We start from the raw sequence: 25406 nt of genomic DNA on the forward strand, positions 1-25406 counted from the left end.
TAATATGGGGCCTTAGCTCAGCTGGGAGAGCGCCTGCTTTGCACGCAGGAGGTCAGCGGTTCGATCCCGCTAGGCTCCATCAAAGTTATACATATGAGGCCGCGAAGTTTTGGATAAAATCAAAACTTCGCGGCTTTTTGCTGTATCTATAACGCATTACAATTTAGGTGCAGGATCATTTTGTGAATTATCTTAGTTTTTGTCAAAACTATATTCTTGAATAATTTGAACTTTTATATTCATTTGTCGTCGGTATACCTATTGTTTCTACATCAATGATTGATTATGATCGAAAATAAGTCCTATTGCGAGAAGGGTGGGGGAAGATGATGAAGAAACTTGCAGTGATCGGGAGCAGCGGTGGAAATCTGTTTTATCTGGGCGGAAATCAGCCTATAAATTTATTGGAAGAAATTGATCAGCAGTGCGAGCGGAATGGCTGCAGCTTGGAGGCTGTGCAATATATCGCTGCCAATCGATCATTGGACCGCGTGAAGCCGGGAACCTGTGCAACACTATATACGTGGAAGAACGGAACGATCATTACTGGAAAGCGTAGGCAGTTGGAGAGCGTCAACGAAGAGGCAAATCGGTTAGATGACGGCATCGCTGAGAAAATTAGAAGCGGTCAGATTGATGGCCTTGTTCTTATCAGTGCAGATCCTTCAGGAGTCAACCGCGCTGCAGTAGGCGCTGCCGTAGAAAAAAAGATTCCGATCGTTGGCACAGGAGGAACGTCGATGGCCCATGTCGAATCGATTGGCGGTCATGTGGTCGGGTCGTCAGGTACAACCGGGACAACCAATCGAACACGTGCGTTAACAGTGATTTCCTATCTTTGTGCTTACTGGAACATGAGCAGCCATTCAGCTCATATTCAATGGAAAAGGCTCAATCCGACCGGTATTCTGACTGCGGGGCTGCCAGCATTTATCGCCCTGGCAATAATTCATACGGCAGCAGAATATTTTCCCTCTCATGAAACAATCCAGCTTTTGCAACTGGTCGTCGCATGCATTCCTGTTTTGCTTGCTGTGCTCTCTGCAAAGCAGATCAGCGATTTAAATGAAGTGACCTTGATTGCTGCTTTGATTGCCGGCTTCTTTGCCAATAAAGCTGGTGTACTTGGCGGAATTGCGGCAGGATTAGCTGCAGGTGCTTTATCTTCCTATCTGCTCTTGGTCTGCACGCGCAAAAAGATACCGATTACGACAAGCAATCTCATTGCAGGTGCTCTATCAGGGATCATTCCGGGTATCATCATTAATCTTGTGCTCGCGAGGTTTCTATCGTTTGTACAAAACGGTATGGTTCAGTGCATTAATAACCTGATTAACTGGAACGGTTTGCTGGTTGGAGCATTTTCAGGTTTGTTTATTTGGCTGTCTTTGCTGAAAAAAGGATACCATGCCCTCATTTTACCAATTATATTGATTGAAATTGCTCAGGCGGGTACGAGTTTTTTTGGAGCCATTGATATGATTTGTTTGGTTGCCATTGCTGCAGGTGTGAATGCGGCTCTATGGGTATTGCATCACAGGAAGGACGCTGCAGCAAAAAAGGGTTTGGTTATGAATGTTTGCTATGGGACGTTTGTCGAATCCATCTATCCTTATTTCAAAAACAGAGCTATTTTAATCGCTACGTTGATGTCTGCGGTGCTTAGCGGGATGCTGGTTGGTTTTCTGAACCTGCGAGGCACTGCTTATGTGCCGTTTATTGCCGCACCTTTCTTATCGTCTGCTCCAACTATATTTATTCTCGTCATGACAGAAGCTACAGTCCTTTCCTTCATTTTTGTTTTAATAGCATCGCAAGTGGTAAAAAATGCATCCGTTGACTGAAAAGAAAGTTTTATCTAAAAATTCTGTTGACACCCACCTACATTCACGAATATAATTATTCACATAATCTTCTTTATGAATTAATCGATTAATTACACTTGTTTTCACATTGGTGTAGGGAGGGAAAAATATTTATTATCAGTGAATTCATAATAATTAAATGATTGAAAAGAATGAGATGGCTGAGGACAACTATAGGAGGAAAAGTAATCATGAAAAAAATAATTGTATTGCTGGTAGCCATGTGCCTCGCTTTCTTAATGCTGGCGGGCTGCTCATCGTCATCGAGTGGGGATAAAAAAAGCTCGGAAAGCAAGTTGGTTGATCTAAAGATGGGAACTGAGGCATGGATCGGGTATGGACCTTGGTGGATTGCCGATCAGGCCGGGATTTTTAAGAAAAACGGCATTAATAGTGACATCATTATGTTTAAACAGGATGCGGATATTAATGCTGCTTTTGCCTCGGATAAGATCCAATTTGCAAATATTGCTTCGCACACGGCAATGAAAATGAAAGCCAATAACAATCTAGATCTAAAGGGCGTCGCTTTCTTGGATGAATCAAAAACTGCGGATGCCATGATCACAATGAGCAAGTACAAAGATCTAGCAGCACTTAAGGGAAAGAAAATTGCTTATGAAGAAGGAACAACTTCCGATTTGCTGTTTCGTCAGGCCGTAAAAAGTGCCGGTCTGTCGATGAAAGATTTTAATGTTGTCTACATGGCTGCATCGGACGCTGGTCTTGCGCTGCTCTCCAACAAAGTTGACGCAGCCGTTACCTATGAACCCTATATTTCAACAATTATGCAGAAAAACAAAAAGGTGCACCGTATTTATTCTGGTGAGGATTCTCCTGGCTTGATCAGTGACATGACCGTAGCCAAATCAAGTTATCTCAGTAAAAATCCGGGCATAAAAGCAAAGCTCCAGAAGGTATGGGATGAAGCGCTTGACTACTGGAAGGAACACCCTGATGAAGGAAATAAAATGGTAGCAGAAGCCTCAGGCACTTCTGTGGATGAACTACCGACAATTGTTGAAGGAATTAAGTTTTTCACGCTTGACCAACAAAAAGATGATGCGAGTTCTGGAAAATTGAGCAAAGGGTTGGCAAATATTAAAGGGATTCTTAATGGACAAAAACAGCTGAAAAAAGATCTTGACGTGGATGAGTTAATTGACATTAACTAACTCAGATTTAGTGAAGAAAAGTGACGTAGAGCATTGGAAAGGGACATGCGCTGCGTCTTTGGAGGTACATGATGCGATTTAAAGTCATATCAGTTTCGGGAATTCTTATCGTTCTCGCCATCTGGTCGTTTGTAACCTACGGCGGGTTGGTCGGCAATCTCTTTTTGCCAACACCGACAGCAGTCGTTCTTGAAGCAAGAAAACAGATTGCTGAAGGTGTTTTCTTTACGGATATATGGGTTAGTTTCTACCGGATCCTGATCGGTTTTCTACTTGCTACACTTTTTGCACTGCCAATCGGAGTCATGATGGGAACCTCTAAGACTTGGAAAGCCTTTTGGGAACCGCTTGTCGGTTTTGTACGCTACATGCCGGTCGTCGCGTTTATTCCGCTCTCGATTCTCTGGTTTGGGACAAGTGATATGCAGAAATTTTTCATTATTTTCTTCGGTGTGTTTTTTCAACAGGTAATCATGATAGCAGACAACTGCAAAACCGTTAAAAAGTCAGTTCTTGAAGTTGGACTGACACTGGGACTTAATCGGTTTGAAGTTATCAAAGATATTGTTGTGAAAGCGGCAATGCCAAATATTTGGGATACAATGCGTACTGTGTGGGGCTGGGCGTGGACGTACTTGGTCGTTGCTGAACTCGTGGCGGCCACGAGCGGTCTTGGATTCAGAATTATGCAGGCGCAACGTTACTTGTCAACAGAGACCATTATTCTCGGCATTCTTACTATTGGAATCCTGGGATTGATCACGGACATTATTTTTGGACTGCTTGCTAAGTGCATGTTCCCGTGGAATGAAAAGGAAAAAATTAATAATTAATGGTGATTTGGGACAAAGCTCCCAGTCAGGGCCGGGCACAGATCAGCCATTTATGGAGGAAATCATGAACGAACATTTATTGACTGCAGTGAAGATAAATAAAGTTTTTGAAAATAAACAGCGCCATTTCACAGCACTTAAAGATATTGGGCTCAATATCGGCAATCATGAATTTGTTTCTTTACTTGGACCTTCAGGATGCGGAAAATCGACCTTTCTCCGACTTGTTGCCGGACTCGATAAAGCGACATCTGGAACGATGAAAATGAACGGACAAACAATAGAAAAGCCGGGGCGCAATCGAGGCGTTGTTTTTCAACAATACAGTTTGCTTCCATGGCTTCTGGCGTGGCAAAACGTGGCTTTTGCATTGAAAAAGGAAAAAGATATGAGCAATACAGAGAAAAAGGATTTGGCTTATCATTTTCTTGATCTAGTCGGACTCAAGGGTTTTGAAGAAATTTATCCATCGCAAATGTCAGGCGGTATGCAGCAGCGCGTAGCAATTGCTCGTGCCCTGGTCATTAAGCCGCCGCTTTTGCTTATGGACGAACCGTTCGGAGCCCTTGATGCTCAAACACGTCGCGATATGCAGGATTTATTGGTCAGCATATTCAAAGAAACGCGTTCTAGCGTTTTGTTTGTTACGCATGACGTTGATGAAGCCGTTTATTTATCGGATCGCGTATATGTCATGTCTGCCAATCCTGGCAGAATTGCCAAACAGATCGACATCCATTTATCAGATGAGAAGGACTGGAGCATTCAATTATCTGAGCCATTTATTAACTATAAAAAAGAAATCTTGATGGAACTGAAGCGGCAAAGAGATGATATGCGCCCGTCTGAATAAAGTAAGAGATTTTTGGCGCATGTTAACAAGAAAACTGAAACAGGGTCTTGCCTGTCTTGATGAATGAAGTGATCGGAGCGGCAAAGTTGTGTGCACCGCTTGACCATCAATTTGTATGTAATGAACCAATTTTTTAATTCGCATAAATTTCTAAAAATTCGTTGACAGTCCTGCATCTCAAGAATATAATTATTCACAGAAACGCATATATGAATGAATTCATTCTTGAATTGGAAAATAAATAGATTTGGTACGGTGATAACTATGGATTTTCAAACAAGCAACAAAGAATTACAGCATTTGATGGATAAAATCGCCAAGATCGCTCATGAATCGCCAACGTATGAAAAACTGGCGTACACTCTTGAAAAGGGCTATAAGCACATTATTTTCATGACTGCCTCGGAAGTTGCTGAACAAGCAGACGTCAGTCAGGGAAGTGTTTCACGCTTCTGCATTGCAATGGGGTATAAAGGGTATAACGATTTTTTGCATCATCTTCAACAATTTGTTCGAAAGGAGATTACTGCACCGCAGCGGCTTCAATTTACATCACATGCAAATAAGAACATTTCGAATATTCTCAAGCTGGAACATGAAAATATTGATGCTCTGGAACAGCTGCTGGAACGGCCAGAGTTTAAAAAAATGATTGATCAGATCATTCATGCAGACCAGATTATTCTTTTATCAGCCCGGATGTCGGCAACCTTATTATCTTATACCTACTATATATTGAACAAAATAAGGGCCAATGTCGTTCAGGTTACGCCAAACAATCCAGCCTGGGAGACTTTAGAGTTGATGGATCCGTCTCGCGTGCATATCTTCTCATTTGTTTTCCCGAGATATCCGAACAGGCTTCTTGAAAAATTGAGGCACTTGCATCAGAAAGGATTTTCGATTTCATCGATCACCGATAGCATTACCTCACCTGTTTATGATCTTGCTGATCCTGTATTGAGTGTTCCAATTACAACATCGTCGATCTTTGATATTTACAGTACGCCGATCCTCTTTTTAAATCTGCTACTTCGTGAGGTGGCAACGGCTACAGATGGGTTGGATAAACGAATGGCAGAATTGGAGGCTTTGGATAAAAGGGATCAAATCTATTATGAAACGTATCATTACGATGCAACACTAGACTAATTTTATAACGTTTCACCGTAATAGATCTGCTTCAAAGTGAAAGGAGGGTGTGTGAATGACTTATAAGACACCACAAGATCTTTATCCTGTTACGGTTAACGAAGAAAGAATTGCCAAGTACATTCAAAATCTGGCACAGTTTGGAATGAATGAGAAGGGAGGGATTGATCGTTCACTCGGCAGTAAAGCAGATATTCAGGCGCGAAATTGGCTTAAAAAGTTGTGGAAAACAGCACTAAATGCGACAGTGACTGTAGACCCAGCAGCCAACCTTTGGGCCGAACGCAAGGGTAAAGAAAAAATGAAGCCTATTGTTTTGGGTTCTCACCATGATGCGGTCGCCAATGGTGGTAAATATGACGGAGCAGTCGGTGTGCTGCTGGCCACTGAGGTGGTTCAATCCTTAAAGGAAGCCGATTATAAGCTTCGCCATCCAATAAAAATTGTTTCCTTTTCGGCAGAGGAACCGAATCCATACAATATTTCTACATTAGGCAGCCGGCTGATTACCGGTGTTCTCGACGGGAAACAGATTGGAGAGGCGACTCATCAGTATACACATGAAAAATTATCAGAAACTTTAAAAAGATTAGGAGGTGATGTGGCGGACGTAGCGAATCATTTACTAACCAGCGATGATGTAGACGTTTTTCTTGAATGTCACATTGAACAGGGGAGGCGTTTAATGGATTATGGTTCGTCGCTTGCCGTTGTTTCAACTATTACTGGAATTTATCGTGAAGAAATTACGATTTACGGTGAAGCCAATCACGCAGGAACAACGATGATGGAAAATCGTCATGATGCACTGCTGGCAGGGGCTGAGTTAAGCCTTGCCGTCGAAGAGGCCGTACTCAAGCAAAATCGAACCGACGTTGTTGGAACCGTGGGACACATGGAGATTTCTCCTAACTCGGCGAATATTATTCCGGGAACAGCACAATTAATTCTCGAAATAAGAACATCGAATGATCAAGTGCTTAAGCGCTTGATCGAACAATTGACACAGCGATGTGCTGAAATTGAAGTGAAAAGACAGATTATTATTAAGAGAAAGACGATTCTTGATCAAAAAGCTGTTCCCATGGATCCGCTGGTTCGCAAAGTTCTGCAGCAATCGATTAGAGCATTTGGAGAATCGTATTTAGATCTGCCAAGCATGGCAGGACATGATGCAGTACATATGGTGCCGGTTGCTAAGACAGGTATGGTGTTTGTACCCAGCATTGATGGAAAGAGCCACTGTCCGGAGGAAAAGACAAGAACTGAGGATATTGTTAAGGCAGGCAATGTATTGATTCAAACAGTGATCGCACTGGATAAGGAGCTCGATTGACATGAAGCTTTACAAACCGTTTTTATTGTTTGAAGAAGGACAGTTTAAATTAAACCGAGCGCTTGTGGTTGATGACGGAGGAGAAATTGCATCTGTCGGTGCGTATGAAGCACTGGTCACGAAATATCCTGGTGCAGAATTAATGGATTGGTCGGATGAAATCATTGTTCCCGGAACGGTCAACGCACATAATCATTCCTTTCAAAGCCTGCTGCGCGGACTGGCTGCAGACCGGCCGTTCCTAGAATGGCGCGATCAGGCACTTTATAAATTCTCGCCGTACCTAAAGGCGAAAGATGTTTATACAGGTGCTGTATTCGCGTTTAGCGAAATGATGAAATGCGGTGCGACGACCGTCAGCGACTATTTTTATGTTCACAATGATGGCATTGAAAGTGATGAGGCAGTCATTCAGGCGGCGAAAGATGTGGGTATTCGTTTTGTTCTGGCGCGGACGATGTATGACTGGACAGGTGCACCAGCCGGTTACGTTGAATCCGTTAATGAGGCGGTCAAAAATGTCAAGTACTTAGCAGAGAAATACGAACATGATCCAATGGTGTCGATTGTTCCTGCTCCTCACAGCTTACATGCAGCATCCGTAGAAATGGTAAAGGCCGGCCATCGTCTGGCGCAGGAATTAGACTGTCGATTCCACATTCACGTAGCAGAGGAACCCTTTGAAGTGGATCAGGTGCTACGCGATCACCGCATGCGCCCTGTTGAACTGCTCGACAAGATCGGTGTCATGGCAGACGGGCGCATGACTGCGATTCATTGTGTCTGGCTGGATGACCATGAGAAACAGCTGATGGCACAAAATCAAGCATCGCTTGTCTACTGTCCATCAAGCAATATGTTCCTTGCGGACGGGATAACAGACATTCCTGCATTGATGAACGGCGGAGTGACCATTGGTCTTGGTTCCGACGGTGCCTGCAGTAATAATCGCATCAGCGTTTTTGAAGAGATGCGGATGTGCGCCATGCTGCAGAAAGTAAGTAAATTAGATTCACTTGCAGTGAATTATCATCAGGCATTCGCGATGGGTACAAAAGGCGGTGCTGAAATTTTACAGCAGCCGATTGGCGAGCTTAAACCGGGATTCCGTGCCGATTTTGTGGCATTGAATCAAAATGATCTATCGATGCAGCCGATTTCGGATACGCATGAACAGGTACTCCCCAATATCGTTTATGCCATGCAGCCGACCGCTGTTGATTATGTTGTGGTTAATGGAAAATGCACTGTTGATCATGGCAATCTGACAATGGTGAATGAGAAACAGGTCATCCATAAAGTTCAGAATCTTATGAATGGAATTGACAAAGAAGCTTCGAAGTCATGAAAAATTTGTGAGGAGGCGATTCTATGCAGCTAACAGTTGAAGAACAAGAAATGTTGGATGGAAAATACGGCAAGGGTACACAGATTGCAATGAAAATCCAAGTTGCACTCGGCGAAGTTTTCGATGCACCGAAAATGGTCCAGGTCAGCCGGACACATGTTGCACTGAGTAATCAGGAAGCAGATCTGTGGTTTGTTGAGAAACTTGTGAATGCAGGAGCTACATGCCGGGTATCGCCAACGGTCAACCCGGGCTTTAATCTTGAATATTTTCAGTGTATTACGACCATTTCGAAGGAAGATGAACAAACAATTCGCCGAACCAGACAGGCTTATAAAGAAATAGGCGCTACACTGACTTTTGATTGTACGCCTTATCTTGAAAAGAATGTGCCACGGTTTGGTGAAATCACTGCTTTCTCTGAATCGAGTGCAACACCATTTATCAATTCGGTTTACGGTGCAAGAACAAACCGTGAATCGGCACAAAGTGCACTGTGTGCTGCGATAACCGGCAGAACGCCGCTCTACGGCTTTTTGCTTGATGAGAATCGCAAAGGGCAGGTGCTCGTCGATGTTCAAGCCGACGTGAAAAACGATTTTGATTATCAGCTGCTTGGCTATGCTGTTCCGAAGAAGCTTCAGTTTAAAACACCGGTTTTTGTCAATCTGCCGACAAATCCCTCTCCAGCAGCTTTGATGAATCTTGGTGCTCAGCTCAATACGGCAGGCAATGTACCGATGTATCATATTGTCGGAGTCACTCCTGAAGCGCGGACTATTGAAGATGCATTTCAAGGGGATGAGCCCGAACGTATCATTACGATCACACAAGAAGACTTGGATCAAGTACATGCAGAGATTACTGATCCGGTTGGGAAAATTGATTTTGCCCTATTTGGTTGTCCGCACTTCAATTTGAATCAAGTGGCACAGGTTGCAGAGTTGGTTAAAGGGAAAAAGCTTAAAGTAAAGCTTTGGATCATGACATCGTCTTTGACAAAAGAATTGGCCACGCGTATGGGCTATCTTGAAACATTGCAGGCCGCTGGCGGAGATATTGTTGATGATACCTGCATGGATCAACCATGCTGGGAATTCCTTTACGGGAAGAAAGGGGTCACTGACTCGCCGAAATGTGCTTACTACACGAAAAGACGGAATATGCAGTTTGTGATTCGGAAGGTGGAAGATTGCATTGAAGCTGCTATGAGAGGTGAAGTGTCATGAGTGAAACCTATGCATGCCATAAAGTATCTGAAGGCGTCATTGAAGGGGAAGTCCTGCTTTCAACCGACGATTTCTGTTTTTACCTTGTCGATCCGAAGACCGGTATCGTCATTGAGAAAAATCATTGTCTGGAAGGTCAGTCCATTGCCGACAAAATTCTTGTTTTTCCAAGTGGAAAAGGGAGCTCGGTTGTCCAGGCGGACGGTATGTATCAGTTGAAAATGAGTGGGAAAGGGCCGAAAGCTTTAATCATCAAATATCCGGATACGGTACTTGTTGCCAGTTCAATTATTATGGAACTGCCTGTTGTTGATCGTGTGCCGAAGGACTTCTATGAACATGTCAAGAATGGCAATCAGATCCGTGTCGATGCCGATCATGGTCAATTAACCATTCAATCCTGAACGGAGATGGGGGCATGAATGAATTATCGCTTTTTCGAATTAAAGGAAAAACAGCGCTGGTTACCGGTGCCGGAAGGGGACTTGGCAGAGGGTATGCGATTGCACTGGGACGCGCCGGATGCAAATGTATCTGTGTTGGGCGGTCGCTGGATGATCTGATTGAAACAAAACAGATCATTGAACAGGAACAGGGTGATGCGGAAGCAGTGGTTCTTGATGTCACACAGTTCAACCGACTGAAGGCAGCTGTCGATCGAATTGAGGAATGCTTCGGAGCCATCGATGTACTTGTAAATAACGCTGGAACTGAGATTGCCGAACCTTTTCTCGAGGTAACCGAGGATCATTACGATGCGATTATGGACGTCAATTTAAAAGCTGTTTTCTTTCTGACACAAGCCGCAGCAGGAAAGATGAAGACGAGAAAACAAGGCAAGATAATTAATATCGGATCACTCGGTAGTGTCATCGGCCTTCCGGGGTCATCTGTCTATTGTTCCTCGAAGGGTGCAATTACTCAGCTGACCAAAACGGCTGCGCTAGAACTCGCGCCATACGGCATACAGGTGAATGCTATTTTCCCTGGTTATTTTTTGACAGAAATGACGCAACCCTTCTTCAATGATCCTGAGCACAAAGCGTGGATTGAAAATAAAATTCCGCTTGGACGGATCGGCACGGCTGATGATCTAGTAGGAACTTTGTTGTTTCTTGCCGCACCTGCTTCTGACTATATTACCGGTCAATCGCTCAGTGTCGATGGCGGCTGGACAGCAGGATGAGAGATGAGTGACCTGTGAAGCATTAAGAAATTATGGATTAGGGATGTTCGGGTTGTTTAGGCTGATGTACTGTTTGGTGAAGCCAAACGGATTACACATATTGTTCCGATCGAGGATGCTCCGCTTTTTATGAGCCATTGTCCCAAGGTATTTCAACGATAACTATGTATGAGAGGGTCGGTCTTTAATGGAGTGGATCAAGAAAGCAGCTAAGAAAACCTATGAACGCGATCAGCAACTGATGGATTTAGTTTCCGGAATCATAAGCAATGTACGTTTGCACGGAGATCAAGAATTAATTAAGCTGGCTGAACAGTTCGATCATGTTTCGCTTGAATCGGTCAAGGTAAACGAAGAAACCATAAGTGAAGCCTATAAAAAGGTTGAACCTAAAACGCTCGATGCATTGAAATTTGCAGCAAAAAATATTCGTTTCTATGCTGAAAATCAATATCAATGTTTAAAAGCAATGGGAGGCTGCAACCCGGTTCCTGGCGTTACTCTAGGACATCGTCTAATCCCGGTAGAGCGTTGCGGAGCGTACATTCCAGGTGGGCGTTATCCGCTGCCCAGTTCTGCACTGATGTCTATACTTACAGCTAAAATTGCTGGAGTGAAAAGTGTTGCTGCCTGCTGTCCTCCGGCTAGGGACTATGGCACCATACACCCGGCTGTACTCGTAGCTATGGACATCGCCGGTGCAGATGAAATTTATGCGATCGGCGGCGCTCAGGCCATTGCGGCTTTGGCCTATGGGACGGAAACCATTCCGAAGGTCAATATGATCGTTGGCCCTGGGAACCGTTTTGTAACCGAAGCGAAACGTCAGGTACTGGGAGATGTAGGCATAGACAGTTTTGCCGGTCCGAGTGAAGTACTGATTCTTGCAGATGAAGCATCAAATCCTAATTTTGTTGCCATTGATTTGCTCGCCCAAGCGGAACATGATCCGAATACTAAGACCATCCTTGTCTGTACGGATCGGAAAATGATCGAGGCGGTGCAGCAGTCGCTTGAGAAGTATTCAGACGAGCTGTCAACCAATCGGATTGCCAGCCAGTCTTGGAAGGATAACGGTCAAATTATTCTTGCTGATCATTTAGAAGAAGCGATTGCGATTGCCAATGAGATCGCGCCGGAACATCTGGAAGTGCAAACCAGGAATGCTAAGAAAGTCAGTACTAAACTGATTAACTTCGGCTCACTCTTTATTGGCGCGAATGCTCCGGTAGCATTCGGCGACTATGTCTCAGGCACCAATCATATTTTGCCGACAATGGGTACAGCTAAATATTCGAATGGCGTTTGGGTAGGAACTTTTATTAAGACGTCATTTTATCAAGAAATCACCGAAGAGGGCTGCCTGAATTTATCTGAGGCTTGCATGCAGCTTGCAAAAGTGGAAGGCTTGCATGCGCATGGAAAGTCCGTTTCTGTTCGCTTAAAGGCGTTTGATGAAAATTAACAGAATAAAAAAACAACTAATTTGGGGAGGTGATGTCTTGAAACCGTTGATTTGGATTATTGATGAGGAATGGTCGGATTACACCATTGAACAGGAACGACTGAAACAGGCTTTTCCAAACTGTGTCATTAGGTATTCGGGAAATGATTATCAAAAGGATCTTGTAGATTTTGGTCGATATGCCGACGCGATTCTTTGTCAAGTTTATGTCACCATCGGGAAAGAGACTATTGAGAAATTGGAGCATTGCAAGATCATTGCTATTTATGGGGGAGGGTATGATCGAGTAGCGGTTGATGCAGCAAAATCCAAAGGGATAACGGTTACCTATGTTCCTGGTTACTGCGTTGAGGATGTCTCTGATTATGTGATTTCTGCCATTTACTTCTTTAACAAGAATTTGCCTTATTATTTAAAAATTGCGAATGACGGCCCGTGGGGAGCGCAAGCTGCATCCGCACTCACTCCACGCATTGCTTCATCGACGCTGTTGATTATTGGTTTTGGACGAATTGGTCAAAAGGTCGCGGAAAAGGCGCAAGCGGCTCATATCCGTGTGCTTGTTCATGATCCACGCCTGAACGGTTCGGATGCCCTTGATCATGGGGTGAGGAAAGTCACACTGCAAGAGGGGTTGTCGGAAGCAGATTATGTAACGCTGCATACGACGTATACACCTGAGACCGACGGATTGCTGTCGATGCCTGAATTTAAGCTGATGAAGCCGACTGCACATGTTATTAATACTTCACGTGGGCGTGTTCTGAATGAAGGAGATTTGATCGAGGCGGTAAAAAATAAAGACATTGCTGGGGCCATGCTGGACGTGATCGCAAACGAGCCACCGAAAGGCAGTGAAGCTGTTTTTTCCTGTCCAAATATTTACGTCACTCCGCATGTTTCCTATTTATCGATTGAATCGCTGACGACGCTCAAGGCGCGCGCGGTTGCGAATGTCATTACTGTGATAAATGGCGGACACTCTAAAGATGCAGTTATCTAAATTAATAGAATCATTTGATATTGGAGGGAATTATATGAAAAAGTTCGTTGTGCTCATTCTTGTCGGCCTCATGTCCGCAGCCTTGCTCCTTTCCGGCTGTTCCTCATCATCAAAAAGCGGGAGCAGTAAAAGCGGCAAAAATCAGTTTAAGGGAACCGTGAAGCTCGGCATTTCATCCTGGATCGGTTTCGCACCGATGTATCTTGCAGAGGAAAAAGGGTTTTTTGAGAAAAATGGTGTGAAAGTGAAGTTGCAGACCATTCAGAGTGCAAGTGATCGGCGCACCGCGATGGCTGCAAACCGAATTCAGGGCTTTTTTACAACGGTCGACACACATGTCATGACAGCAGCTGCTGATATCCCTGTTTATCAAGTATTGGCTTTGGATACGTCGAGCGGCGGTGATGGGATTGTTGCCAAGAAGGATATTAAATCGTTCGCAGACCTTAAGGGGAAAAAGGTTGCCATTGATACAAGCGGTGGGGCAAGCTATTTCTGGTTTATGTACATGCTTGATCAAAACAAGATGACGATGGATGATGTGAAGATTGTCAATATGAGTGCTGGTGACGCCGGAGCGGCTTTTGTCGGCGGTAAAGTCGATGCAGCAGTTACCTGGCAGCCCTGGCTGACCAAAGCTGAGAAAACGCCGTTTGGTCATGTTCTTCTTTCCAGTGATAAAACGCCGGGATTAATTGTCGATTCCCTCGGACTGCGTAAAGACTTTGTTGATGAAAATCCGAAACTGGTTCAAGGGATTGTGAACGCATGGTATGACGCACTGGATTATGCGAAAGCGCATCCTGATGAAGCCGACAAGATTATGGCAAAAAGTATGGGGCAGACCGTTGCAGATTTTAAAGCCACAGAACCAGATGTTACTTTCTATGATAAGGAAGGCAATATTAAATACTTTGGAACAAAGAGTGATCCAGGTTTGATTTACGATGTGACGGATAAAGCTGCAACCTTCTGGAAAAAGGTCAAGCTGATCAGTAAACAGCCGAAAGCAACGGATATGATTAACGGTGACTTTGTCGGTAAGTAAGCGATTTGATGACTCAGCCATTCCAGCGATGGACAGAATCTTTGAATAATAAAGGAGGCTTTTGGAATGCCTGTTCGACCTGATTCACATTATTCTTTATCGATTTTGGATGAAGGACAGCAGCTGCCTGATTATCCCGAATTTGTCGCCAACATTCGGCGTGCACCGGATAGAGGCTATGCGCTGAGCCCGCAGCAGACAAGCGTTGCGTTAAAGAATGCGCTGCGCTACATTCCTGAAACGTTTCATGAACAATTGATTCCAGAATTTCTTAATGAGTTGAAGATGCGCGGCCGTATTTACGGTTATCGGTTTAGACCTGCAGGCCGCATCTATGGCAAGCCAATTGATGCCTATCAAGGGAAATGTATGGAGGGCAAAGCGTTCCAAGTCATGATTGACAATAATCTTGATTTTGATGTGGCACTGTACCCGTATGAACTGGTCACCTATGGGGAGACCGGCAGCGTTTGCCAGAATTGGATGCAGTATCGTTTAATAAAAAAATATCTTGAAAGTCTGGAGGGCGATCAGACGCTGGTGCTTGAGTCCGGCCATCCACTTGGTGTTTTTAAAACTAAACCTGAGGCTCCACGCGTTATTCTGACCAATGCACTGATGGTTGGCGAATTTGACAACTTAAAGGACTGGGAGATTGCCGAGCAGATGGGGGTCGCCAATTACGGTCAGATGACGGCAGGCGGGTGGATGTATATCGGTCCGCAGGGCATTGTTCACGGTACGTATAACACGCTGCTCAATGCTGGGCGCGAAAAACTGGGGATTACAAATGAAGCAGATCTTTCCGGACATTTATTTATCAGTTCGGGCTTGGGCGGCATGAGCGGGGCTCAGCCAAAAGCAGTGGAGATTGCCAATGGAGTCGGAATTATTGCTGAAGTTGATCGGTCACGGATTGACACCCGTCTCCGTCAGGGCTGGGTAAATGCAGCATCGGATAACCTTGATGAGCTTTTTACGATAGCTAAGAAGCATTTGAATGATAGAACAGCCGTATCTATCGCCTACCACGGAAATATTGTTGACCTGCTCGATTATGTGGTTGCGCATGGCATCAAGGTAGATCTACTGTCTGATCAAACTTCTTGTCATGCCGTTTACGAGGGCGGATATTGTCCGCAGGGGCTTACATTCGATGAACGGACTACGATGCTGAGTGAAAATCGCGCGCAATTCAATCAGCTCGTTGATCAATCACTGAAACATCACTACGCCTGCATCAAAGCACTTGTTGATCAAGGCACTTATTTCTTTGATTATGGCAACTCATTTTTAAAAGCGGTTTACGATGCAGGGGTGACCGAAATATCGAAGAACGGCCGCGATGATAAAGACGGTTTTACACTCCCTTCTTATGTGGAAGACATTATGGGACCGCAGCTGTTTGATTATGGTTACGGACCGTTCCGCTGGGTTTGCCTGAGCGGAAAAGATGAAGATCTGCGAAAAACGGATCAGGCGGCGATGGCTTGTATTGATCCAAACAGACGGTATCAGGATCGTGATAATTATAATTGGATTCGCGACGCGGAGAAAAATCAGCTTGTTGTCGGGACGAAAGCGAGAATTCTGTACCAGGATGCAGAAGGACGGATTGCGATTGCACTGAAATTTAATGAGATGGTGAGAAGCCATGAGATCGGACCGGTGATGATCGGACGTGATCATCACGATGTGAGCGGGACGGATTCACCGTTTCGAGAAACGGCCAATATCAAGGACGGGAGCAACGTGATGGCGGATATGGCGGTACAATGCTTTGCAGGCAATGCCGCCCGCGGGATGAGTCTTGTTGCGCTCCACAATGGCGGCGGTGTGGGAATTGGCAAATCCATTAATGGCGGCTTCGGTTTGGTGCTTGACGGCAGCACACGTGTGGATGAAATCATTAAGCAAGCAATCCTTTGGGATGTGATGGGCGGTGTCGCACGAAGAAACTGGGCGAGAAACGAGCATTCGATGGAAACAGCCATTGCATTTAATCAGAAATACAAGGGGAAAAATTATTTGACGATCCCTTATCTGGTCGATGAAGAACTGCTTGCTAGACTGAGCGGAATTGAAGGCACGAGCAATGAATAAGCGAATCGTTCTTCATGCGTCGGAAATTGCAACGCCGACAGGGACAAAAGCGCGTGTAGGAAAGGAAATGTCCCGGATTAAGACAATAAAGGATGGTGCGATTGTCATTGAGGACGGCATGATTGTTGCCGTTGATACAAGTGATGCGATCATGTCCCGGTTTGACCTCAATCAATACACGCTCACCGATGCCTCGGGTAAAAGTGTTGTTCCAGGTTTCATTGATTCCCATACGCATTTCATTTTCGGAGGTTTCAGACCCGATGAGTTCTTAATGCGTTTGTCCGGCAAGTCCTATATGGAAATTATGAAAGCTGGAGGAGGAATTGAAAATACGGTTCAAGCAACACGTGCAGATACTTTTGAATCGCTCTATAGCAGCGGCCGTCAGCGACTGGATGGCATGGTTCGTTTGGGGATCACTACGGTTGAAGGGAAAAGCGGATACGGACTCGATATGGAAACGGAACTACGCATGCTTCGCGTGATGAAACAATTAAATGCTGACCACCCGGTTGATGTTGTGTCCACGTATCTAGGGGCACATGCGATTCCTCGCGAGTTCAAAACCGACCACCAAGCGTATATTCAGTTTATGATGGAAAAGGTCATTCCGAAAATTGCTCAGGAGCATTTAGCGGATTTCTGTGATGTCTTCTGTGAAGACGGTGTTTTCTCCATTAATGAATCGCGCCAGTTATTAAATAAGGCAAAAAAATATGGATTATTGCTGAAGATTCATGCGGATGAAATAGAATCAATGGGCGGAGCCGAACTGGCGGCTGAGGTTGGCACGGCTTCTGCTGACCATTTGCTAGAAGCCTCTGAAGCGGGAATTCGATCGCTTGCTGAAAAAGGAATTGTCGCCACGTTGCTTCCGGCAACTGCTTTTTGTTTGAATAAGCCATTCGCCGGTGCACGCAAAATGATTGATGCGGGCTGTGCGGTTGCTTTAGGCAGCGACTTTAATCCCGGCAGCTGTTTTACTTATTCTGTGCCGCTTATTTTTGCGCTTGCGGGGATTCACATGCAGATGAGCAGCGAGGAAACGCTGACCGCATTCACTTTGAATGGGGCAGCGGCATTGAAACGTTCCGATACGATCGGCACCATTGAATCCGGAAAAAGAGCTGATCTTGTTTTGCTTAGCTGTCCAAGCTACAAATATCTTATTTATCATACAGCCATGAATTGTGTCCATACAGTAATCAAGAATGGACAAGATGCGTTCTGAAGAGAATGTTGATCGGAAGGAGGCCGTGAGAATGAATAAAAATGGAAAAAAACCAGGTACATCGCTGAAAAGGTTATTTACACCAATGACAAACATCAAGCACAGTTTGTATCTAACATTAGGAGTCATCGGCTTCTTTGTTGTATTGGCAGTCTGGGGTATTCTGACGTACGGGGGGATGGTTGATCCTATATTTCTTCCTACGCCAACGGCTACCTATGGAGCTGCCGTTGATCTGTTCACACAACTGAATTTTACTCATGATATATGGGTAACCGTTCTTCGCGTGCTCGTTGGTTTTCTTTTGGCAGCTGTGATTGCGGTTCCGCTGGGCATCATGCTTGGCACCTATAAGCCGATTGAAGGATTTCTCGAGCCACTCATGTCGTTTGTCCGCTATTTGCCGGCATCTGCTTTCATTCCCCTTTTCATTCTTTGGATTGGGGTCAGCGAGTCACAAAAAATAGCAGTCATTTTTATGGGGAGTTTTCCTCAGTTAATTCTAATGGTTGCAGCGGCTACAAAAAGCGTCCAGACCGATCTCATTGATGTATCCTACACACTTGGTACATCGCGGGCAGCAGTCTTATGGCGGGTGATTTTACCGGCTAGTATGCCCAGTATTATGGACTCTTTGCGCATGGTGCTTGGCTGGGCCTGGACTTATATTATTGTTGCTGAGTTGGTGGGCGCATCTTCCGGAATCGGATATATGATTATTCAATCGCAGCGAATGCTGAAAACATCCAATATTTTTGTCGGCATCCTGATTATTGGGCTGATCGGCCTTATCTTTGATTATCTATTCAAATTTCTGTCAAAACGATTATTCCCATGGAGCTAAGGAGGATGAGCGCACATGAGTAAACCCGTTCAAAAACTCGTGATCTCAAGTCTGTCGAAAACATTTAAGCAAAAGGAACGGACAATTCAGGCGCTGAGCGAGATCAATCTTGAAGTGAGAGACAAAGAATTTGTTTCAATTCTTGGCGCATCGGGATGTGGGAAATCGACCTTGCTTCGAATTATCGGTGGGCTCGAAACACCTTCTGAAGGAACCGTGTTGATTAATGGAAGCGAGATCGTGGATCCAGGTGCTGATCGAGGGATGGTTTTTCAGTCGTACACCCTTTTTCCATGGTTAACGGTTCAAAAAAACATAGAATTCGGTATGCGTGAAAAAGGAATGCCGGCCTTAGAGCGAGCAAAGATTGCTGAAGAATATATTGAGATTGTTGGATTAAAGGGGTTTGAAAATGCATATCCTAAGGCGTTGTCTGGGGGAATGAAACAGCGCGTTGCTATTGCACGTGCACTGGCAAATGATCCTGATGTGATTTTGCTTGATGAGCCATTCGGCGCGTTGGACATGCAGACACGGAGTCTGATGCAGGAACTACTGCTAGATGTTTGGCAACGATCTCAAAAAACCGTTATTTTGGTTACTCATGATATTGATGAAGCAATTTTTATGGCTGACCGTGTTGTTGTTATGGAATCGCGCCCTGGAAAAATAAAAGAAATAATACCAATTGAATTTCCAAGACCAAGAGATTACCATATTAAAACATCCAAAAAATTTCTTGATTATAAGGCGCAGGCGGTTGAATTAATTAGAAACGAAACGTTAAAAGGCATGAATGCGCTGTAAGCAGTTCATTCGCAGAAATTAATTAACTAAGTACACTAAAAGAAACCTATGGCGGTATCCCGCTGGGCTCCATAAAAAAGAACAACGGAGACTTTGCCGATCGGGCAGAGTCTCCGTTTGTTTGCCGTTCAAGTGTTCTCTTTTGATCGTTTTCATTTAATTCCTATATGTGTTTAGTGCTTGATTAAATCGATAATGTCTCGACGCATGGATTGCGGGACGGTTTTCGTTGGTGTTCCAATGCGTACGAGCATCTGAATGGTTTGACCGTTTGGCGCGTATAAATGATGGATGTTCTGATAGGGATCGTGCATCTCCGGATATTCTTCCAATGCCTGGCTGACCGGTTGAACAGCGAGTCCGAGATGGGCGGCGGTTAGTGTCAGACGGCTGTAGATCATACCGCTTTTTACTTGGCTTGCGCGGCTGTTCTCCTCTGTTGTGATCATTGCATAGGCAGGCGTGTGATCAAGCGCGGTTCGCGTGGATTGAATCATCAAATCAGCAGAAGCTTTGTCGCTGTTCAGGAATGGAAACAGGGTGATCAAGCCTTGCATGAAGTAAAGCTTGAATCCGGATGTACCTTGCCCTTCCAAGGAAAATCCGTAACGTGTTTGGTTTTTCTGGTATTCGTTGGCCCGGAAGATTGCTGCGGCTTCATCCATCACGCGTTTGGTTTGCGCTTCAATCTCAGCGCTATCCATAGCGATTTTTCCGAGCGTTTGCACGTTCTTGCGGTCTTGGTAAACATGCGTTTCAACGTCTTGTGAATCTCCGAGCGCTTCAATCGCAAGCGTTTGTGCGGCGGTTAACTTTTTTGATTGATAAGCCTCTCGATTTGTATCGGGAATATAAATGCTATTAAAGAGCGGAGACGGTTTGGGTGCTGCTTTCTTTAATTGAATTTTGGCAACGGGCTGCACGGTCATGCTGTGCTGAAGATGGTTTTCATCATAAGTGCCTTTGGGGAACAGGGTGATGGAGACCGAAAAGCCGATGGATTGCCCGGCGACGGCAACATAGTCGAGAAAGGTACCTTGAGTGACCATCAGCTGCCGCGCTTCAGGATCGGCTTGCAGCGACATGCGTTCTGGGTCGGCGAACAAATAAAAGGTCATGGCATCCTTTTTGTCCAGCTTAATGATCCAGGGCTGCATGTTGTGCCCGTTGGCTGCGAGCAGACCGTAGGCAGCGAGGCGGATGCGCGGATCTTTAAAATTTTTGGCGTATGTTTTGTCCCAAGGCTGAAGATAGGTTTTCGTCTGGAAAAGTCCTCCGGCGGCAAACAGGACGACTAGAAAAAGGAAGAGAGTGGCGAGCAGGCAGGCAGTGAGAATCAGCATGTTTTTTTTCACACCTTCTGTTTTCATTTTAATGAACCTCCGGAATTGTTTCGGATAGAACGCATCATCAGCACAAACGCTTGGTTGATCAGGGACTCAGGTGAGATGGCATGATCGTTCTCCAAATAATTTTTCTTCAGTTTTGCTGTACGCAGCACGCCGCTCATGGATGACCAGAGGATCATCGCTGTCAGCGTGACATCTTGATCGATTTGAAGCACCCCTTCATTTTTACCTTCCTGTAAAAGGGCGGTGAACTTTCCGAGCACAACTTCCCCAAGCGCATAACATTCCTCTTTTGAGGGGTCCGGCACACTTTGCGTAAAATCAGTCGTGCGGTTTTCATAGGAGAAAATCGCTGAGAAGTACTGCGGGTACATTTTACTGAATTGGTAGAAGGTATCTGCCATATGTCTCAGGCGTTCAATGACCGATGCGGTCTGAGGGGCTTCATCAAGCAGCGCAATCAACTTTTTGTAGCCGCGGATCATAATCTCGAAGTAAATCTGTTCTTTACTGGTGAAATAGACGTAAAGGGTGCGTTTGCTGAGGTGTGCAGCAGCATGCAAATCGTCCATCGTAGCCTGTTCGTAGCCTTTTGAGAAAAAGAGTTGTTCGGCTGCATCGATAATGGTGGCTTTCTTCCGTTGCTTTTCTACCTCTCGTTTTGACGCCAATTTTTTTCCTCCCTTTGACAATCGAATGACAATCGAAAAAGTAAACTATTGGTTTACTTTTATTGAATAGAAAAAGCCTGCTCCTGTCAAGAGGAACAAGCATTGTTTGGTTAAAGAATGTGTCATTTATGGTATACTTTTAATGTCTGCAGGATTATTGGCAGACCGTTTTTGAACGTTGTTGAAACAGTCTTGCGTATTGATTGAGTAATTGGTCAAGACATTGACTGATTCCTTGAATTTTTGGCGAGGTTAGTGGCTCATCTGCTGCAGCACGTATCATCCTGGTTCTCAGGACTTCGATTTGACTGATAAGTTCTTGCTTGTCCATTGGTCCACCTCCAGGCTTTATGCTTGCTTTAGTATAAAGATTACCCCGAATTGTATATTTCAAACAAATATGATTCTCTTGCGGATGACCGCCGTATCCTTCCGTTTGATCACGAATAACAGCACAGAAATAAGGCAATGAATGAGCTGTAAGAATAAGTCGAAAGCACTCATTTTTAATCATTGCCTTGATACAACAATGAAACTTGATATAAGTATCTTGCGTAGTTAATAATGCTTCAAACAGAGAGGTAACTATGGATCAAACAGAGAAGCGACTGATTAAAAAGGTTAAAAAAAGAGATCATCAGGCTTTTGCCCTACTCGTTGAACGGTATAAAAACAGTGTGTTTGCCATCTGTCTGCGTATGGTAGGCCAGGTACAGGAAGCGGAGGATTTGTCACAGGAGGCTTTTATTCGCGCCTATAACCATATCGACCAGTATGATCAGGAGCGAAAATTTTCAACGTGGCTGTTTCGGATCGCAACGAATCTGTCGATCGACTTTTTGCGTCGCAGAAAGAACACGGTTTCTCTTGATGCGTCTGTACCGGGGACGGAGGATCTGACTTTAAACGCCATTCTCCCGGACGAAGGCGAGCATCTTGAGGAGCGCATCTTACGCAAAGAGACTGAAGCATTCGTACAGCATGAGATTGACAAACTGCCGGAGAAATACCGGTCAGCAGTGGTACTGAAATATATTGAAGATTTAAGCTTGAAGGAAATCAGTGAAATTATGGAAATTCCAGTTGGAACAGTGAAGACACGAATTCACCGTGGCCGAGAAATGCTGAGAAAAAATATGACGGTCAAGGGAGGCAAACAAACGTGAGCTGCTCAAGTGTAAAATATCTTTCATTAATGAATAAAGTATTGGATCAAGAAGCTACAGATCAAGAGAAACAGCAATTGTTTGAGCATTTGGCGAGTTGCGATACATGCCGAATTCATTTTAATGAACTTAAGGCGTCGACCGAGCTGCTTCGCCGACTTGCCCACCCGCAATTGCCGGCTGTATTTACGAAAACTGTGTTAGAACAATTGCCCCCTGAGAAACGTCACGCAATCCGGCGCTGGGGCAGCCAACATCCGGTGCTTACAACGATGGCGATTTGCGTGGTACCGATGTCACTGGTAATGATTGGTGCACGCCGGCAAGTGCGCGAAAAAAATAATTATGTTCTAATCAAAGGTTTGGGGGATCAAACCTGACCAGCTTGTTTCATTTTTTCAAAAGCGTGTCATAGATATAGAACGATTCAGTATAAAATCTGATTCGAACTTAAGATTGGATGTTTAAGTCGGAATGATCGAGTAAAACTAAGATGGTCGGTACGAATTGAGAACGATGGTTGATTTGGAGGATGAAAAGCGATGCCTTTGTGGACTCATATTAACATATTGAACTACTTAACAGACATCATCGACATTTTGATTGTCACTTATGTGATCTACAAAGTGATTATGATTATTCGAGGCACAAAGGCAGTCCAGCTGGCAAAAGGGATCCTCGTGATCGTTGCTGTGTGGTTTCTAAGCAGCTTGTTTCAACTGCGTACGCTGGAATGGATCTTGAACAATGCGATTACCTACGGATTGTTCGCGATCATTGTTATTTTTCAACCGGAGCTGCGCCGTTTGCTCGAGCAGCTTGGACGCGGACGCTTATTTTCCAGAGGGACCCAGGTTGAGGAAGAACATAAGCAAATGGCCGATGCTATTGTTAAGGCAACCTCCTATATGGCCAAGCGGCGGATCGGCGCCCTTATGTCGATTGAACGCAAGACGGGACTTAATGAATATATCGAGACAGGGATTCAGCTTAATGGGAATTTGACTTCACAACTGCTTATCAATATCTTTATCCCGAATACGCCGCTTCATGATGGCGCTGTCATTATCCGCGGTACAGAGGTTGTCGCTGCCGCCTGCTACCTGCCGCTGTCCGAGAGTCCGTTTATCTCAAAGGAACTAGGGACAAGGCATCGTGCGGCGATGGGGGTCAGCGAAGTCACCGACTCATTGACGGTCGTTGTTTCAGAAGAAACGGGCGGAATCACCGTGACCAAAAACGGCGAGATGTTCCGTGAGATTAGCGAGGAACGCTTGCAGGAAATGCTTCAACATGAGCTGGACGAGTCGGATAATCAGTCGCCGGTTCGCTGGAATTGGAGAGGAAAGCACAATGGATAAACTATTTAATAACAATTGGTTGGTTAAAATTATATCCTTTGTTCTCGCTCTAATGCTGTATGGGGTTGTTTCCGCCGGAGACGGCGGAAACGCGCCGGGATCAACAGCCAATGTGGCGGTTAACCCTACCCAGCAAACGACAGTCGTGAATGAGAAGCTGGCGATCCGCTATGATGAAAGCCAATATGTGGTCAGTGGTGCACCGCAAACAATTAATGTGCATTTGAACGGTTCCAATGAGTCGATTCTTAAAGCGAAGCTTCCGAGCACCAAAAGTGTTTACTTGGATCTGACCGGCATGAAACCTGGTACCTATGACGCTCAAGTACACACACGCGGTTTCCCCTCCGGATTAACGGTCCGCCCATCGCCAAAGACGGTTCGTGTCACCATTCAAAAAAAGACGAGCAAAGAGCTCCCGGTTGGTGTAGACGTCTTGAACAAAGATGCGTTAGCGGACGGCTACTCAATCGGCGATCCGGCGATTGACACGAAGACGGTTACCGTTACCGGTGGTGAGAATACTGTGGATTCCATTGCCTTTATCAAAGGTGTGGTCGACGTTAAAAATGCGGCGGATACCGTAGACAAAATGATCAGCCTTCATGCGTATAATAACAACGGCGATCAGGTTGATGTCACGATCAAGCCATCATCGATTCATGTCCGGGTACCGATTGAGCAGGTTTTGAAAAAATTACCTATTAAAACGGAAACAACCGGGACACCGGCAAAGGGATACGCGGTTTCCTCGGTGGAACAATCGACAAACGAAGTCGCTGTGACCGCACAGGACAGTGAAGCACTTAATCGAATTAAAGCGCTCGATCCTTTGCCTGTTTCCGTTGATGGATTGAAAAAAGATAAAACATTTTCTGTATCTGTACCGGTACCCTCTGACGCAGAGTCTGTAGATCCTGAGAAGATTGAGGTCACGGTTCATATTGAACGTGAAGACAGCGATGAAACAAGCGTCGAGTCAGAAGATCGCTCCGCTGATTCAAGTACGGCAGCAGCAAATTCAGAAAGCGCGGATTCAAGCGCCGATTCAACTTCTGATTCGAGTACGGACAAACAAACAAAAGATTTTACGAATATCCCAATTAAGGTCACTGGACTTGAGAACGGCAAAACTGCCTCTTTTGTTAAGGACGATCAGGTAGCTGTTTCTGTTTCCGGAACAGAAGACGATTTGAATCAGCTGACAAAAAATGATTTGGAAGCGGAAGTGGATCTAAGCGGCCTTGATTCAGGGACACACAAAGTACCGGTCACCGCGGTCACCGTCAACTTGTCAGATAAATATAAGATAAAGACACTTCCGGAGACCGTCAGTGTGCGTATTAGTTAACGAATAGGGTTCTTTGTGTAGGGGATG

The 25406-nt window shown here is 44.9% G+C and carries 24 protein-coding genes and 1 tRNA gene; 22 read left to right on the top strand and 3 right to left on the bottom strand.

Translation table 11 applies throughout. The features are described 5' to 3' along the window. Positions 1-6 precede the first annotated feature (6 nt). From K7399_RS14400 to K7399_RS14485, 18 genes are all read left to right on the top strand, one after another. Positions 7-79, top strand: a tRNA-Ala gene (locus K7399_RS14400). A 247-nt stretch (positions 80-326) separates the two neighbouring features. Further along, positions 327-1844, top strand: coding sequence for a hypothetical protein (locus K7399_RS14405; RefSeq protein WP_051577885.1), 1518 nt, complete (start codon positions 327-329; stop codon positions 1842-1844). Positions 1845-2056: 212 nt separating this feature from the next. Next, positions 2057-3040: an ABC transporter substrate-binding protein gene (locus K7399_RS14410; RefSeq protein WP_037563318.1), complete on the top strand. Its 984-nt coding sequence runs from the start codon at positions 2057-2059 to the stop codon at positions 3038-3040. A 68-nt stretch (positions 3041-3108) separates the two neighbouring features. Further along, the gene (locus K7399_RS14415) at positions 3109-3873 is read left to right on the top strand and encodes an ABC transporter permease (protein WP_128165949.1); all 765 of its coding nucleotides are present in this window, start codon (positions 3109-3111) and stop codon (positions 3871-3873) included. Between the two features lie 64 nt (positions 3874-3937). Then, the gene (locus K7399_RS14420) at positions 3938-4726 is read left to right on the top strand and encodes an ABC transporter ATP-binding protein (protein ID WP_028983185.1); all 789 of its coding nucleotides are present in this window, start codon (positions 3938-3940) and stop codon (positions 4724-4726) included. Between the two features lie 264 nt (positions 4727-4990). Then, positions 4991-5878, top strand: a complete 888-nt coding sequence (locus K7399_RS14425) for a MurR/RpiR family transcriptional regulator (RefSeq protein ID WP_028976875.1) — start codon at positions 4991-4993, stop codon at positions 5876-5878. 55 nt (positions 5879-5933) lie between these two features. After that, positions 5934-7214, top strand: a complete 1281-nt coding sequence (locus tag K7399_RS14430; RefSeq protein ID WP_028983186.1) for a Zn-dependent hydrolase — start codon at positions 5934-5936, stop codon at positions 7212-7214. A gap of 1 nt (position 7215) precedes the next feature. Further along, the gene (locus K7399_RS14435; RefSeq protein ID WP_028976877.1) at positions 7216-8562 is read left to right on the top strand and encodes an amidohydrolase family protein; all 1347 of its coding nucleotides are present in this window, start codon (positions 7216-7218) and stop codon (positions 8560-8562) included. 23 nt (positions 8563-8585) lie between these two features. Beyond that, positions 8586-9791, top strand: coding sequence for an aconitase X catalytic domain-containing protein (locus tag K7399_RS14440; protein ID WP_028976878.1), 1206 nt, complete (start codon positions 8586-8588; stop codon positions 9789-9791). Continuing rightward, positions 9788-10195 (top strand): aconitase X swivel domain-containing protein, encoded by a 408-nt coding sequence (locus K7399_RS14445; RefSeq protein WP_028976879.1) that lies wholly within the window; start codon positions 9788-9790, stop codon positions 10193-10195. The genes K7399_RS14440 and K7399_RS14445 overlap by 4 nt, the downstream gene beginning before the upstream one ends. Positions 10196-10209: 14 nt before the next feature. Then, a complete protein-coding gene (locus K7399_RS14450; RefSeq protein WP_128165950.1) occupies positions 10210-10977 on the top strand; it encodes an SDR family NAD(P)-dependent oxidoreductase in 768 nt (255 codons plus the stop codon). 187 nt (positions 10978-11164) lie between these two features. After that, a complete protein-coding gene (gene hisD, locus K7399_RS14455) occupies positions 11165-12442 on the top strand; it encodes a histidinol dehydrogenase (RefSeq protein WP_128165951.1) in 1278 nt (425 codons plus the stop codon). Positions 12443-12479: 37 nt separating this feature from the next. After that, positions 12480-13445 carry a C-terminal binding protein gene (locus tag K7399_RS14460; RefSeq protein ID WP_028983188.1) on the top strand — a complete coding sequence of 322 codons (966 nt, stop codon included), beginning with the start codon at positions 12480-12482 and terminating at the stop codon, positions 13443-13445. 34 nt (positions 13446-13479) lie between these two features. Beyond that, the gene (locus K7399_RS14465) at positions 13480-14493 is read left to right on the top strand and encodes an ABC transporter substrate-binding protein (protein ID WP_028983189.1); all 1014 of its coding nucleotides are present in this window, start codon (positions 13480-13482) and stop codon (positions 14491-14493) included. A gap of 66 nt (positions 14494-14559) precedes the next feature. Further along, entirely contained in the window at positions 14560-16596 is a 2037-nt protein-coding gene (locus K7399_RS14470) for a urocanate hydratase (protein WP_028976884.1), read from the top strand. After that, positions 16589-17830 (top strand): imidazolonepropionase, encoded by a 1242-nt coding sequence (hutI, locus tag K7399_RS14475; RefSeq protein ID WP_128165952.1) that lies wholly within the window; start codon positions 16589-16591, stop codon positions 17828-17830. The genes K7399_RS14470 and hutI overlap by 8 nt, the downstream gene beginning before the upstream one ends. Before the next feature lie 31 nt (positions 17831-17861). Continuing rightward, entirely contained in the window at positions 17862-18674 is an 813-nt protein-coding gene (locus K7399_RS14480) for an ABC transporter permease (protein ID WP_172969032.1), read from the top strand. Between the two features lie 15 nt (positions 18675-18689). Continuing rightward, positions 18690-19481 carry an ABC transporter ATP-binding protein gene (locus tag K7399_RS14485; protein ID WP_028976887.1) on the top strand — a complete coding sequence of 264 codons (792 nt, stop codon included), beginning with the start codon at positions 18690-18692 and terminating at the stop codon, positions 19479-19481. A 173-nt stretch (positions 19482-19654) separates the two neighbouring features. Here K7399_RS14485 and K7399_RS14490 read toward each other — a convergent pair whose 3' ends face one another. The 3 genes from K7399_RS14490 to K7399_RS14500 all read right to left on the bottom strand — a co-directional run bounded on the left by K7399_RS14490 (position 19655) and on the right by K7399_RS14500 (position 21832). Then, positions 19655-20851, bottom strand: a complete 1197-nt coding sequence (locus tag K7399_RS14490; RefSeq protein ID WP_028983191.1) for an Acg family FMN-binding oxidoreductase — start codon at positions 20849-20851, stop codon at positions 19655-19657. Then, entirely contained in the window at positions 20848-21501 is a 654-nt protein-coding gene (locus K7399_RS14495) for a TetR/AcrR family transcriptional regulator (protein ID WP_128165953.1), read from the bottom strand. The genes K7399_RS14490 and K7399_RS14495 overlap by 4 nt, the downstream gene beginning before the upstream one ends. A 154-nt stretch (positions 21502-21655) precedes the next feature. Continuing rightward, complete coding sequence (locus tag K7399_RS14500; protein ID WP_164875448.1) at positions 21656-21832, bottom strand: aspartyl-phosphate phosphatase Spo0E family protein; 177 nt, start codon at positions 21830-21832, stop codon at positions 21656-21658. A gap of 256 nt (positions 21833-22088) precedes the next feature. Between K7399_RS14500 and sigW the strand changes: the two genes are divergently transcribed. The 4 genes from sigW (at position 22089) to K7399_RS14520 (ending at position 25379) form a co-directional block, all read left to right on the top strand. Beyond that, positions 22089-22667, top strand: a complete 579-nt coding sequence (gene sigW, locus K7399_RS14505) for an RNA polymerase sigma factor SigW (protein WP_128165954.1) — start codon at positions 22089-22091, stop codon at positions 22665-22667. Further along, positions 22664-23047 carry an anti-sigma factor family protein gene (locus K7399_RS14510; RefSeq protein WP_028976891.1) on the top strand — a complete coding sequence of 128 codons (384 nt, stop codon included), beginning with the start codon at positions 22664-22666 and terminating at the stop codon, positions 23045-23047. The genes sigW and K7399_RS14510 overlap by 4 nt, the downstream gene beginning before the upstream one ends. 162 nt (positions 23048-23209) lie before the next feature. Beyond that, on the top strand, positions 23210-24028 hold the full coding sequence (gene cdaA, locus K7399_RS14515) for a diadenylate cyclase CdaA (RefSeq protein ID WP_010024497.1): 819 nt from the start codon (positions 23210-23212) through the stop codon (positions 24026-24028). Next, positions 24021-25379: a CdaR family protein gene (locus K7399_RS14520; RefSeq protein ID WP_164875449.1), complete on the top strand. Its 1359-nt coding sequence runs from the start codon at positions 24021-24023 to the stop codon at positions 25377-25379. Before cdaA ends, K7399_RS14520 begins: the two co-directional genes overlap by 8 nt. Positions 25380-25406 lie beyond the last annotated feature (27 nt).

This window comes from Sporolactobacillus terrae (assembly GCF_019930545.1).
GTDB classification, from domain to species: domain Bacteria; phylum Bacillota; class Bacilli; order Bacillales; family Sporolactobacillaceae; genus Sporolactobacillus; species Sporolactobacillus terrae.